This window comes from Pseudoalteromonas sp. SCSIO 43088 (genome assembly GCF_023650795.1).
Classification (GTDB): Bacteria; Pseudomonadota; Gammaproteobacteria; order Enterobacterales; family Alteromonadaceae; genus Pseudoalteromonas; species Pseudoalteromonas shioyasakiensis.
The window spans coordinates 2,158,403-2,172,051 of record NZ_CP072675.1; the positions used below are offsets into that span (position 1 = coordinate 2,158,403).

Consider the following 13,649-nt stretch of genomic DNA (forward strand, 5'->3'; position numbering starts at 1 on the left):
TTAACACAGAAGAATTTAGGAACAAATATCCGCTAGACCATTACTATTATGTGTACATAACCAGTTATTAGCGAATAACTGTCTAAGATTATTGAATATCCATATCCCTATGAAACGATTTAGGCTTATAAAATAATAAGCCTTTAAACTATTATTGAAATGCTTTATCAAACTTATCTTGATCTAGGTATTTATCGAATGCACCTAGAGCATTACCCACACTTGGCTCAGCCATTAACTCTTGCATTGCAACTTCACCGACAATACCGAATGCGTTTTCCATTGCCCCCTGACCGCCGACTTCAATCGCAGCCTTTGCTTGCTTTGGGCAGTCTTCGGTTAATAAACGCGTAACTAATGCACCAACATAGCGATTAGTTTCATCTATATCTTGCTCTGTCACGTTCGAGAAAGGTTTAATAATACTATGCGTCGACATCCCCAGATAAATCCACTTAGCGAGATTTTTCCGCTCTTTGCCATTTAGTGAATCAGTTAAACACACTGCAAGTTGCTGAGCTTCTTCTGATGCTGAAGCATAACTAGGCAGTAACGACATTACAAAGAGTGAAGTAGTTAATAAGATTTTTTTCATTATTTTCCTCATAAAATGGGATTAACCATAGAATTCTACTTCAGTTTTTACACCAAATGGTAAAATGAATTCTCTAAATTCAGGGTCCCCTTGCTGAGCTTTTGGATATTTAAGGTTATACATATTCTTTTTAAACATATTTAAGAATTGCTTATTTTGCAGCTTATTATCTAATACACTGACTTTCACAACATCACCCGCTTGATTAACCATCATCATAAATAAAATTTTATCATCAGATCGTCTGAAGTCGTCTTTTGCTTTTGATATCACATCTTTGGGAATATTAAAATCGGGTAGGTTTTTATCTTGTGTTGATGAGCAAGACACTAACAAGAGGCATAAAGGTATTAAAAATTTATTCATCATCTGTCCCTAAAAATGTTTAAAGAGAAGATACTGTGAATAAATGCTTTTATCCAGCAAAAACCAAAAAAGCCACGATAAACGTGGCTTTGTTGGATAAAGCTTAAACTTTTACTGTTCTTTTATAAGAACTGACCTAGCGCTTTAACTTGGTCTAACATGCGGTTTGAGAAACCCCACTCGTTGTCGTACCAAGCCATCACTTTAACAAGCTTACCATCTACTTTAGTTTGGGTAGAATCGAAGATTGAAGACGCAGGGTTGTGGTTAAAGTCGATAGAAACAAGCGGTAATTCGTTGTATTCAAGAATACCTTGCATTGCACCTTCTGATGCTGCTTTAACGACTTCGTTGATTTCTGCTGCAGTTGTTTCACGCTTAGCAACAAACGTTAAATCTACTAAAGAAACGTTGATTGTTGGTACACGTACTGCCATACCGTCAAGTTTACCCGCAAGTTCAGGAAGTACTAAACCAACTGCTTTAGCTGCACCTGTTTTCGTTGGGATCATTGACTGAGTTGCACTACGTGCACGGTATAAGTCTGGGTGATAAACGTCAGATAAGTTTTGATCGTTTGTGTAGGCATGAATTGTCGTCATGCTACCTTGATCAATACCTACTGTATCGTTGATTGCTTTTGCAATTGGCGCTAAACAGTTTGTTGTACATGATGCATTTGAAATGATGTTGCTGTCAGCGTTTAATACTTCGCTGTTAACACCATGAACAACTGTTGCATCCATGTCCGTGCCAGGTGCAGAAACGATTACTTTTTTAGCACCCGCTTCAATGTGTTTAGCCGCTGTGTCACGTGAAGTGAATAAACCAGTACATTCTAAAACGATATCTACGTTTAGAGCTTTCCAAGGAAGGTTTGCTGGATCACGCTCTTGTGTAAGGGTAATTTCATCATTACCAATTAGCATGGTGTTTTCAGCAAGTGTTACTTTTTGAGAAAATTGACCGTGTACTGAGTCAAATTGAGTTAAATGCGCGTTAACATTTGCTGGTGCTAAATCGTTGATTGCAACGATTTTGATTTCGTTGTTTTGAGCTGACTCATAAAGGGCACGTAATACGTTACGACCAATACGTCCATAGCCATTAATTGCAACATTAATCATTCTAATATCTCCCGTTAATTATTTTACTTCACTTGCTTGGCGAGCAAGCGCTTCAATGGCTTGCCAGTCTTTGTTTTCAATAAGTTGTTTATCTAGCATCCAAGTACCACCTACACAAATTACGTTTTTAAGTGCCAGGTAGTTAGGTGCTGTTTCAAGGCTAATGCCGCCTGTAGGGCAAAAAGTTACTTGTGGTAAAGGGCCACCAATTGATTTCAGCATTGCAGTGCCACCTGCTGCTTCTGCAGGAAAGAACTTTAAGAACTTAAAGCCATGGCTTGCTAATTTCATTACTTCACTTGGTGTTGCTGCACCTGGTAAAAATGGAATATCAGTGTCTTTAGCCAGTGCTAATAATTCGTCGTTTACACCTGGGCTAACCATGAAGTCAGCACCGGCTTCAACAGATGCATTAAATGTCGCTTTATCAACCACAGTACCTGTGCCAACGTATGCTTCTGGTACGGCTTCTTTCATTAGCTTTACAGCTTCTGCCGCAATAGGCGTACGTAAAGTAATTTCTAGTGCTTTTAAGCCACCGTTATAAAGCGCACGTGCAAGGGGTGCTGCATCTTCAAGTTTTTCGATAACAACAACCGGTACCACAGGTGCCGATGATAAAATTTTCTCAATGCTCATTGTTTGTTCCTCATAGCCCAGTAACGGCGTATTATTATTCTAAACCAAAGGCACTTGCGCCTAGGTCTGCACTACTTACTATATTTCTGAAACCTGCGAATAACTCTCGGCCTGTACCATATGTTTGGCTTGGTTGGCTAAGTTGTAATTCACGTTTTGCTAATTCTTCATCGCTTACGTGTACTTTCAATACACCCGCTGGTGCATCAAGCGTCACTAAATCACCTTCGTGAATTTTTGCGATTACACCACCTTCAACCGCTTCTGGTGCTAAGTGGATTGCAGCAGGAACTTTACCTGATGCACCCGACATACGGCCGTCAGTCACAATCGCCACTTTGTAGCCTTGGTCTTGTAGTGTTGCCATTACTGGCGTCAATTTGTGAAGCTCAGGCATGCCTTTCGCTTTTGGACCTTGCTCTTTAATTACAGCAATAAAGTCTGTGTTTAATTCACCACGGCTATACGCTTCTTGTAACTCACCTTGTGAGCTAAATACTTTAGCTGGTGCAGAAACAACTTGATGTGACTCAGCCACTGCCGATACTTTGATAACAGCTTTACCAAGGTTACCTGTAAGAAGCTGTAAACCACCCTGCTTGCTAAACGGGTTATCAATCGGACGTAACACTTCTTCATCGTGTGATTTTTCTGGACACGCTACCCATTTAACTTTGCTTGGGCCAGTGCTGTTAGTCATGATCACTGATGAATCTTTATCTAGCATTGGCTCTGTGGTGTATGCTTCTAAGCCATCACCCACAATCGTTTTCACGTCGTTATGTAAGTAACCTTTGCTAAGTAGTTGCTTCATTAAAAAGCCCATACCGCCGGCAGCTTGGAAGTGGTTCACATCGGCTGAGCCGTTCGGGTAAATACGTGTAAGAAGTGGCACAACTTCTGATAAGTCAGCCATGTCTTTCCAAGTAAGGATTACACCCGCTGCTTTTGCAATTGCTACTAGGTGGATTGCGTGGTTTGTTGAGCCGCCTGTTGATAACAAGCCAACTAAACCATTAATAATTGTTTTTTCACTTACTACGTCTGCAAGGCAGTTAGCATCTTTTGTTTCGATTAGCTGCTTTAACATGGTTTCTACAGCATGACCTGTTAAACCATCACGTAGTTCTGTGTAAGGGTTAATGAAAGAGCTACCTGGTAAATGTAGACCCATGATTTCCATTAACATTTGATTAGAGTTTGCTGTACCGTAGAAAGTACAGGTACCTGCACTGTGATACGATGCGCTTTCTGCTTCTAAAAGCTCTTCGCGACTTACTAAGCCTTGTGCAAACTTTTGACGAACACGGGCTTTTTCTTTATTTGGGATACCCGATTGCATTGGACCGGCTGGTAAGAAATACGTTGGTAAATGACCAAATGATAAGGCACCAATTAAAAGTCCTGGGACAATCTTGTCACATACACCTAAACAGAAAACACCGTCGAACACGTCATGCGATAAAGAAACCGCAGTAGACATTGCAATCACGTCACGCGAGAACAATGAAAGCTCCATGCCATCACGGCCTTGTGTAACACCATCACACATAGCAGGTACACCACCAGCAACCTGTGCTGTAGCATCAAACTTAGTGGCAAGGCTTTTGATAATTTCTGGATAGTCTTTGTAAGGAACATGCGCAGAAAGCATATCGTTATAAGCGTTGATGATAGCTAGATTTGGTTGCTCGTCTGCTTTTAAACGAGCTTTGTCATCGCTGCTACAAGCAGCCATAACGTGTGCAATATTACCACAGCCTAAACCAGCACGAACTCTTGTTTGTTTTTTTGCGTGCGCGATTCGCTCTAAATAGGCTTGGCGGGTCTCTTTACTGCGTTCGATAACGCGTTCGGTGACTTCTTGGATACGAGGATGCAACATATAAATTCGACTCATCTCTATAGTTAGAGGATAAAGGCTCAGTAACAATTACAGACTCCACGAAAATAATTGTACTGAGCAACTTTGATTTACCCGTTCAAAGGTACGCTGACAGGCTGTCTCTCACAACCAACCTGACACCGGTGTCACTGTATTAACTCATGACTGTGACACCGGTGTCAACCTTATCTGTTAAATTTAGTTTAATTTTTTTAAATGACCAAATAATGAACAATTTTATTTTAGTAGAATATGAGTAGAATTCATGTGAAGTGCCACTATTAAAGGCCTATAGGCAAGACAAGCTTTGAGGTTGGTTTTAATTAATACCAACCCGCAATAATACTTAATCATTTTGAGGGATTAAACCTGTCGCTAACTGTGTTAAAAATTTCTCATTTAGAACAACTAAATAACGAAACTTTTGCCTTGTTATCAACGAGGTTTTATTGCCTCAAAATAGACTACTTAATTAAGCTGATTGGTATAAAAACAGTAACTTATAGCGTTTCAGTAAGTTTTTAAGCTTGAAATAAAAAAGCCCGAGAACGCGTCACTCATTCTCGGGCTACTGTGAAAAAACAAGATGAAATTTATTTAATTGCTGCTGTCGACTCACGAGTAATGAGTTTTGCTTCAAGGGTTACTTGATAAGGCGACTCTTGTGGATCACCAATATGAGTGATCAATTGCTTAACTGCTTGCTGAGTCATTTCTTCAACTGGTTGTGCAATGGTCGTTAACCCTGGCCAAATATGACGTGCAATTGGGGCATTATCAAACCCAGCAATAGAAATATCATCTGGCACTCTTAACTGCATTTGCGTAGCAAGCTTTAATACCGCCGCTGCCATGTAATCATTTGAAGCAAATACCGCTGTTGGGCGAGGGTTCAAATCTAAGATTGTACGGGCACTATCAACACCAGAGTGATAACTGAAGTTACCTTCTTCAACTAAGCGTTCATCAAACTCAATACCATTTGAGGCAAGGGCTCTTCTATAACCTTTAAAGCGCTGCTCTGTCGCACTGTGATCAGGGTGACCTTTGATGAAGGCGATTTCTTTATGGCCCAGCTTAATAAGATGCTCTGTTATTTCAAAAGCCCCCTGCTCGTCGTTACTTCTTACCGAAATAGAATCGTCTTCAAGTACCGCAGATGCGACACGGGCATAAGGGATCTTTTTCGACTTCAAAAAGCTTACAAGTTCAGGGAAATCTGAAAATGGTGGGGTCAGTACAATGCCGTCTAAACGTGAGGTTTGAATTAATTGCTCAATGTTACTAATTAATTCTTCGCCGCGTAATTCACATGGGTGGATCAATAAATTGTAGTTAAGCTCGTGACACGCCGCTAAAGCACCAGTTTGAACACGTGTAATATAGCTTTTACTCGGATTGTCGTACAAGCAACCAATGATGAAACTGCGGTTTTGTGCCAAGCCACGAGCGATTGGGTTTGGTGTGTAATCAAGCTCTTTAAATACTTTAAGTACTTTTTCGCGCGTTGCATCACTCACGTTAGGCTCATTGTTAAGCACGCGAGATACTGTTTTTTTCGATACACCGGCATAGCTGGCGACACTGTTGATGGTTACTTTCTTCATCCGCTCTACATCCAACTGCTAATTACGCGTTACTTTTAACATGTATACACGCAGCAGCACCAATGAATGGAATGTTGTCTTGTGTTACAAGCGTAACGGGGATCTGTGAAGTATATTGCGACATAATGCCTTTGTCTGCAAAACGCTCAACAAATCGACTAGATAATAGACGTTGTTGCATGCGAGGTAAAATACCACCGCCAATAAATACGCCACCTAATGCGCCAAATGTCAGGGCTAAGTCCCCTGCTACGCTGCCAATCCAATCACAAAATTGATTAAGTGTTGCATCACAGACTTCACACTGACCAGTGGTTGCAAGCTCGCTGATTTGTGCAGCATCTAAATTCTTCGCTTCAACGCCTTTTACCGCAGCCATAGCACCATATAAATGCGCAATACCAGGGCCTGAGAACACAGTCTCAACAGATACATGATTTAACTGCTTTTTAAGCTCAGTGATTAACAAGCGGTCTAACTCTGTCACTGCCGCAAGGGTAATGTGCCCTGCTTCGCAGCTAAGAACAGCGCTGCCTTGTGATGTGCGAACTAAACACGCAGCACCAAAACCTGTACCTGGCCCCATAACTGCGATATTCGCATTTTCATCAGCCTGGCCTGCTTTAACAGCCATATTTTGCGAATCATCTAAATAAGGTGCTGCATAGGCAAATGCTGCAAAGTCGTTGATTACTTCAAGTTGCTCAAATGAAAACTCAGCTTTTAAATCTGCAACGTTAAAGTGCCAGCCAAGGTTTGTTAAGTGAACTTGGCCTGCTTTGATCGGGCCAGCTACTGCTAAACATGCACGGCTTGGCTTTGGAAACGAAATTTGGCTGAAGTACTGGTTTATCGCACTTTCTAAAGAGCCAAAGTCAGCACTTGGAAAAGTTAAATTGTGCTCGATAACAAACTGGTTAGTTTGTGCATTAAAGTCAGTGATTAAAGCGAAACGAGCGTTAGTGCCGCCGATATCGGCAACAAGAATAGGAGCGAATTCTGTAGTTGTCTGTGTGTTCATGATGTTTTCTCTATTTGTCTAAGCTAGTTGCCGCTTATTTTTCTAGTTTTCAATGGCAAAGCCACTGTGTCTGCTAAACTTTGGGTCATTGCCTCAAAGAAGCTATCTTTTGTATTAAAAAAATGCTGCCCAAATGAATGGGCAGCCAAATACGTTTTGACAACAAAATGATAAAACAGTGACATTATGACACCGGTGTCAGATTAGGATCAATAAAAATTTTCATTATTTGTGCATGCATACGTATTTATTGATAAAACCTGCGTATTAAGTATCGAAAAAGCATTTATATACGCATAAAAAATACCTAGCTGTGTACAGAACAGCCACACACACGCCGCTTGTCACAAATAGCTTGAAAAAAATATTAAATAGCCGAAAATGGCAATTACTACTTCTGTTATTTGGTAACCATATGAAAGGTAAGGCGACATCTTTTGACATTGCACATTATGCGGGTGTGTCGCAGTCAACCGTCTCTCGCGCGCTGCGAAATAGCCCTTTAGTCAACGAAGAAACGCGTCGACGTGTTCATGAGGTAGCAAAACAGCTCAACTATAAAGTTGATAAAAATGCCAGTAACTTAAGAACTCAACAAAGTAGCACCCTCGCCCTTTTATTATTTGAAGATCCCACTTCGGATGAATCACAAATAAACCCTTTCTTTTTGGCGATGCTAGGCAGTATTACAAGAGCTTGTGCAAAAGAAGGCTACGACTTACTGGTATCGTTTCAGTCGAGCAGCTCTGATTGGCAAGCCGATTACGAAGACAGCCACCGTGCAGATGGCTTAATACTGCTTGGTTATGGTGATTACCTCGATTATCAACCTAAATTTAAAACCTTAATTGACCAACATACTAAGTTTGTCTGTTGGGGTGCAAGCGTCGATAACCGCCCAGATTTAACAGTCAGCTGCGATAACTACGGCGGTGGTAAATTAGCAGCAGAACATTTACTCGCAACAGGTAGAACCGATTGTGCATTTATTGGTGATGCTTCTGATCATAGCCCTGAATTTTTTGCTCGCTACCAAGGTTTTAAAGATGCTTTCTTAGCCAAAGGCGTGGCTTTAAACGAACGTAAGATGGCAAATGCGATTTCAACTGAAGAATCAGGCTATCACGCGACTCGTTCCCTCATAGCAAATAACATTCGCTTTAACTCATTGTTTGCCGCCAGTGACCTTATTGCTATTGGTGCTATTCGCGCCTTGAAAGAAGCGAAAATCAAGGTTCCTGATGATGTACATGTTGTTGGCTTTGATAACATTGCTGTTGCCAGCTTTGTAAACCCACCACTTACCACCGTACAGCAAGATACCACCCTCGCCGGACAAATGTTGGTCGATAACCTGCTCAAACTTATTCGTGGTGAAGATGTAGAGAATACCCTTTTACCACCGCGTTTAATTATTCGTGGTTCGAGTGTTTAATTTTTAGCGATGACAGCTTTGTTATCGCCTCCTCCTTACCCAACCAGAAACTTATTGCATTAAAATCAGTTTTTTTTCGATTTACCCAAGACTATTACTTCGAAAAAGCAGATAATTACGCCTATTATGTTGAAAACGCTTATCTGGCAAACAAAGCTTTAGATAACAACGCGCACAAAGGTGGAATTTTTTAATGGAAATTAAAGTTAATTTTCTCGACAACCTCAGGCTTGAAGCCAAGTTTGATGATTTCTCTGTCATTGCAGACCAACCTATTCGCTATAAGGGTGATGGTACTGCACCAAGTCCATTCGATTACTTCTTAGCATCTTCTGCATTGTGTGCGGCTTACTTTATTAAAGTGTATTGTAATTCACGTGATATCCCGACAGATGGTATTCGTGTTGCACAAAACAATATCGTTGATCCAGAAGACCGCTATAACCAAATTTTTCAAATTCAGGTTGAGTTACCAGAAAGCCTTTCTGAGAAAGACCGCACGGGTATTTTACGTTCTGTTGAGCGTTGTACAGTAAAACGTGTTATTCAAACTGGCCCAGAATTTAAAATCGATACTGTTGAAAGCATCGAAGCAGACGCGCAAGCAATGTTGATGGCAAAACCAGGTGATGACAGTAATACCTTTATTTTAGGTAAAGACTTACCCCTTGAAGAAACCATCGCAAATATGACGGCCATCCTTGAAGAGTTAGGGATGAAAATCGAAATCTCTTCTTGGCGTAATATTGTGCCAAATGTATGGTCACTTCATATTCGTGATGCAGCCTCACCAATGTGTTTTACCAATGGTAAAGGTGCAACGAAAGAAAGCGCGCTATGCTCAGCTTTAGGCGAGTTTATTGAGCGCTTAAACTGTAACTTCTTCTATAACGATCAGTTCTTAGGCGAAGACATTGCCAATAGCGAGTTTGTTCATTACCCAAATGAAAAGTGGTTTGCTCTGACTGATGATGACTCTCTACCAGAGGGCATATTAGATGATTATACCCGTGAAATTTATAATCCAGATGGTGAGCTATGTGGCTCACACTTAATCGATACTAACTCTGGTAATAAAGAACGTGGTATTTGTTCGATTCCTTATGTTCGCCAGTCAGACGGTGAAACGGTTTACTTCCCTTCAAACCTAATTGAAAACTTATTCTTAAGTAATGGTATGAGTGCTGGTAACAACTTTGCCGAAGCAAAAGTACAGTGCTTATCTGAAATTTTTGAGCGTGCAGTTAAGCGCCAAATCATAGAACAAGAAATTGTTTTACCAGACGTACCTCAAGAGGTTTTAAACAAGTACCCAGGTATTGTTGCGGGTATTAATGGTCTTGAAGAACAAGGTTTCCCTGTTGTAGTAAAAGATGCCTCGCTAGGTGGTCAGTTCCCAGTGATGTGCGTAACACTCATGAACCCTAAAACAGGCGGTGTATTTGCTTCTTTTGGTGCGCACCCAAGCTTTGAAGTTGCATTAGAGCGCAGCTTAACTGAGTTATTACAAGGCAGAAGCTTCGAAGGCTTAAACGATGTACCTAAGCCAACGTTCAATAGTATGGCAGTTTCTGAACCGGAAAACTTTGTAGAGCACTTCATTGATTCAACTGGCGTGATCTCATGGCGCTTCTTCAGCGCTAAGCACGATTATGATTTTGTTGAATGGGATTTCTCAGGTAGCAATGAAGAAGAAACAGCGAGCTTATTCGGTATTTTAGAAAGCTTAGGTAAAGAAGCTTACATTGCTGAGTTCTCAGACCTTGGTACTGCATGTCGTATTTTAGTGCCTGATTACTCAGAAGTTTATCCTGTGGAAGACTTGATTTGGGACAATACCAATAAATCACTTAACTTCCGCGAGGATATCTTAAACCTGCATCGTTTATCAGAAGATCAACTTGCTGATTTAGTTGAGCGCTTAGAAGAAAGTGAACTAGATAACTACATAGATATCATCACCTTAATCGGTATTGAGTTTGATGAAAACACAGTGTGGGGTCAGCTAACGATTCTTGAGCTGAAGCTACTTATTTACTTAGCACTTGGTGATTTAGAAGCAGCAATGGAGCTTGTTGAAGCATTCTTACAGTATAACGACAATACCATTGTTGAACGCGGCCTATTCTACCAAGCAATGCATGCAACATTGGAAGTCGCACTCAGCGATGACCTAGAGATTGAAGATTACATTCATAGCTTCACCCGTATGTTTGGTCAAGAAACGATGGATGCAGTCGTTGGCTCAATCAACGGCGATGTTATGTTCTATGGTTTAACAGAAACCAGCATGAAGCTTGAGGGCTTAGACAGGCACCTTCGTTTAATCGAAAGCTATAAAAAGCTACACGCTGCTCGCGCTAAAAAAGCAGGGCAATAACGAAGAAATATCAAAGCCGCACGTTTTCGTAACCTGCGGCTTTTCAACTTTACTTAACCCGTTACTTAACGAAAACGAACACCTGTAATGTCGTATTCAGCAATGAAACGGCCACCATAAGTATCTACAAACATAAACTCCATCTCTATTTTTTCTCTTTGGCCTTTGTGCTCAAGTAATTCAACAATAATGTATTTATTAGAATTAAGGTCATAAGAGCGACCTTGTGTTTCTCGGGTAATATTAAACTTTGTAGGGTTACCTATGCTATCAAAATACTCAAACAGCACATTTAGACCGCGCGCATAAATTCCCGAGTCTCGCTGTGAGGAATTAGGTCTTTGCTGTGCCAACAACCATGTTTTGTCTTTTTGATTTACAGCCTTAATAAACTCACTTATTAATTGTTGGTGCTCAACAAGAGGCGGCATCTTTATTTCTTTTAGTGATTCTGTGAGTTTATCGCCCGCTCCCCCGGTTCTTGCTATGTAATTCTCAAAACCGGCGTCTATCGACATATAATTTAAATAGTCAGCAAGGCCATTATTATAAACCTGTTCAAATGTTCCGTATTCTTCCGAGAGGATACTTTCAAGGCGATTATATAAAGAAAAAGCATGCGCTGAGTCTAATTTATTCAGTTCAGAAGTGTCTACCAATTGACCAAAAAGTAGTGCATTTAAGTCAATTGTATTTGTTTTATCATCAAACGTAATGATTTCCTTAGCCCATTCTTTATCTGCTGTGGCAATTTGCAAATAGTAACGTTGAAAAGGCGCACCATGCTCATCGTTGATGGTTATTTTTTTGGTCGAAAAGTCATAAATTTTGGCATTTTTTGTAGGGCCAGTTCTAACACTTACCTTTAAGCCTTTTGACAGTTCGGTAAATTTATCTGACTTTTCAATCACAACTTCTTGAGCAGCAAAAATAGTCGTCGGAAGTAGTAACAATAAGCTGGCAATGCATTTACTAACATTTTTCATATAAATCCCTTTAAAGTTAAAATTAAGCTAAACCCAATTGAGGTACAAACGATATCTTAAATGTATATTAAAGTGGTAACTAATTGAAGCCTAATGTGAATGTTAGGGTTTATATCGGTAATGCCCTGTAATTTTGTAAGTGAATAACCTATCTTCCATTTTAGGAACCCAGCCAATGTTATGAACAATCAGAGCTCTTAATTTATCTTTCGATAGTTCATATGTAAGCTACAAAATGCTACATGATTTTAGCAGCGGTAGTTTCAGCTTAACTGAGCAAAAATCTCTTTATTTCATTGTTTTAAAGTAAGAAATAGTCAGCAAGCTGATATGTAAAATTAATCACACTGCTTTGGCTCCAGCAACCATATTGTATTTATGAGTAGCCATTGCTAAATTACTCACCTCTTACCACATTATGTTTTAATAAATGGATTTATTACGTTTTTTATTTACCTTATTCGCTCTAATGAGTATTTCACTCAGTCATTCAATTTCCGCTAAAGTGCTTATTGGTGTATCAAGTGAAAATGGCGAGTCATTAAAGTACTCACGCAAACAATTTAACGGTGAATTAAAATCAGCCTATAGCTGCGTTATCAATCAACTTGATAGCAACTACGACGTAATCACTGTACCGCAAGCACGGCATATTAAAATGCTGCAAAACAATGAAGTAGATATTGCCATGCCACTTTTATTGTTACCACAGAGAGATCTATTTGCGACTCGCTCAGCGACAATTTATCAAGTTGGATATGAGTTAATCAGCCACAGTACTAACCCAGACTTGAGTATCGAGAATTTACGCAGACAGGCAAACTAAAATGGTATCGTCTATAAACGCGGAACTGGGGCACGTACCTTAATGCTTAAATATTTAGGCATTGATAAAAATGAATCGATAAGCCATGAACATCAAGTCAGTACATGGCAACAAGCCGTTGATTTTGTGGCTAAGAACAGAGCTGGTATAACAGCCCTTCCTGCTGTGATTGCAAAAGATATTGAGCCTCACCGCTTTAATGGCATTACACGCATTAAAATGCCCGACCATCAATTAAGTCTTTACATGTCATCACATTTTTCCAAAAGCGCTGAAGCAACTGTGATCAACTATGCATCAAAAACCTGTAAAGAATTTAGATAGCTATAGGTTATTTAGTTTTAAGCTCAGCTAGACGACTTTCAACTTGTAAGCGCTCTTGCTCTGTTAGTTCACCATAAAGCTTAGGGTATGGCCAGCCATAACCCCAGCGAAAGCTAGTAGGTAAAAAAGGTGTTCCACCCACTCTAACACCGGCAAGCATCAATACTGCAATTTCTTGCTCACCTACTTGTGCAACACACGCTTTTAAATCTATATCAGCTTGCTCACGTTGCTTGAAAGTACCCCCTTGCCAATATGCAAGATCATGGGCTGTACAGCACGCCAACCATAAGTTTTTATGTTCTATTGTTCCATCAGGAAAAGAGCTGCAACCATCTGTAGTGAAGGGTTTAAGTTCAGCACAACTGGTAATAGAAGCATGAAAAAGTAACATCAAACCTAGGATAGCGTTAGGATAATTCGCCACAGTCCAGACCTTAAGTAACGAGATGGAAATA

The 13,649-nt window shown here is 40.2% G+C and carries 14 protein-coding genes; 4 read left to right on the plus strand and 10 right to left on the minus strand.

The annotated features are described in order from the left end of the window. Window positions 1-151: 151 nt before the first annotated feature. The 7 genes from J8Z28_RS10055 to glk all read right to left on the minus strand — a co-directional run bounded on the left by J8Z28_RS10055 (window position 152) and on the right by glk (window position 7,240). A complete protein-coding gene (locus J8Z28_RS10055) occupies window positions 152-595 on the minus strand; it encodes a hypothetical protein (protein WP_082422943.1) in 444 nt (147 codons plus the stop codon). A 21-nt stretch (window positions 596-616) separates the two neighbouring features. Then, a complete protein-coding gene (locus J8Z28_RS10060) occupies window positions 617-961 on the minus strand; it encodes a hypothetical protein (protein ID WP_054561634.1) in 345 nt (114 codons plus the stop codon). Between the two features lie 122 nt (window positions 962-1,083). Further along, window positions 1,084-2,088: a type I glyceraldehyde-3-phosphate dehydrogenase gene (gap, locus tag J8Z28_RS10065; protein WP_250659352.1), complete on the minus strand. Its 1,005-nt coding sequence runs from the start codon at window positions 2,086-2,088 to the stop codon at window positions 1,084-1,086. A gap of 18 nt (window positions 2,089-2,106) precedes the next feature. After that, window positions 2,107-2,727 (minus strand): bifunctional 4-hydroxy-2-oxoglutarate aldolase/2-dehydro-3-deoxy-phosphogluconate aldolase, encoded by a 621-nt coding sequence (locus J8Z28_RS10070; RefSeq protein ID WP_054551439.1) that lies wholly within the window; start codon window positions 2,725-2,727, stop codon window positions 2,107-2,109. Between the two features lie 34 nt (window positions 2,728-2,761). Beyond that, a complete protein-coding gene (gene edd / locus J8Z28_RS10075; RefSeq protein WP_054561636.1) occupies window positions 2,762-4,612 on the minus strand; it encodes a phosphogluconate dehydratase in 1,851 nt (616 codons plus the stop codon). A 593-nt stretch (window positions 4,613-5,205) separates the two neighbouring features. After that, window positions 5,206-6,219 carry a LacI family DNA-binding transcriptional regulator gene (locus tag J8Z28_RS10080; protein WP_054561637.1) on the minus strand — a complete coding sequence of 338 codons (1,014 nt, stop codon included), beginning with the start codon at window positions 6,217-6,219 and terminating at the stop codon, window positions 5,206-5,208. Between the two features lie 22 nt (window positions 6,220-6,241). Further along, entirely contained in the window at window positions 6,242-7,240 is a 999-nt protein-coding gene (gene glk / locus J8Z28_RS10085) for a glucokinase (RefSeq protein WP_055020853.1), read from the minus strand. A 415-nt stretch (window positions 7,241-7,655) separates the two neighbouring features. Between glk and J8Z28_RS10090 the strand changes: the two genes are divergently transcribed. Both J8Z28_RS10090 and J8Z28_RS10095 read left to right on the plus strand, forming a co-directional pair. Beyond that, window positions 7,656-8,675: a LacI family DNA-binding transcriptional regulator gene (locus J8Z28_RS10090; RefSeq protein ID WP_055198756.1), complete on the plus strand. Its 1,020-nt coding sequence runs from the start codon at window positions 7,656-7,658 to the stop codon at window positions 8,673-8,675. A gap of 193 nt (window positions 8,676-8,868) precedes the next feature. Beyond that, window positions 8,869-11,055 (plus strand): OsmC domain/YcaO domain-containing protein, encoded by a 2,187-nt coding sequence (locus tag J8Z28_RS10095; protein ID WP_250659353.1) that lies wholly within the window; start codon window positions 8,869-8,871, stop codon window positions 11,053-11,055. Window positions 11,056-11,120: 65 nt separating this feature from the next. On the opposite strand, the gene J8Z28_RS10100 is transcribed toward J8Z28_RS10095, so the two are convergent. Both J8Z28_RS10100 and J8Z28_RS21845 read right to left on the minus strand, forming a co-directional pair. Then, window positions 11,121-12,041, minus strand: a complete 921-nt coding sequence (locus J8Z28_RS10100; RefSeq protein WP_054561641.1) for a hypothetical protein — start codon at window positions 12,039-12,041, stop codon at window positions 11,121-11,123. Between the two features lie 102 nt (window positions 12,042-12,143). After that, the gene (locus J8Z28_RS21845) at window positions 12,144-12,233 is read right to left on the minus strand and encodes a DUF1287 domain-containing protein (protein WP_152966942.1); all 90 of its coding nucleotides are present in this window, start codon (window positions 12,231-12,233) and stop codon (window positions 12,144-12,146) included. Between the two features lie 238 nt (window positions 12,234-12,471). Here J8Z28_RS21845 and J8Z28_RS10105 point away from each other — a divergent pair, with 238 nt between their 5' ends. Both J8Z28_RS10105 and J8Z28_RS10110 read left to right on the plus strand, forming a co-directional pair. Next, window positions 12,472-12,867: a hypothetical protein gene (locus J8Z28_RS10105; protein ID WP_054561642.1), complete on the plus strand. Its 396-nt coding sequence runs from the start codon at window positions 12,472-12,474 to the stop codon at window positions 12,865-12,867. Window positions 12,868-12,909: 42 nt separating this feature from the next. Next, window positions 12,910-13,191 (plus strand): hypothetical protein, encoded by a 282-nt coding sequence (locus J8Z28_RS10110; protein WP_250659354.1) that lies wholly within the window; start codon window positions 12,910-12,912, stop codon window positions 13,189-13,191. A 7-nt stretch (window positions 13,192-13,198) separates the two neighbouring features. On the opposite strand, the gene J8Z28_RS10115 is transcribed toward J8Z28_RS10110, so the two are convergent. Next, on the minus strand, window positions 13,199-13,585 hold the full coding sequence (locus J8Z28_RS10115) for a hypothetical protein (RefSeq protein WP_055020870.1): 387 nt from the start codon (window positions 13,583-13,585) through the stop codon (window positions 13,199-13,201). Between the last annotated feature and the right edge of the window lie 64 nt (window positions 13,586-13,649).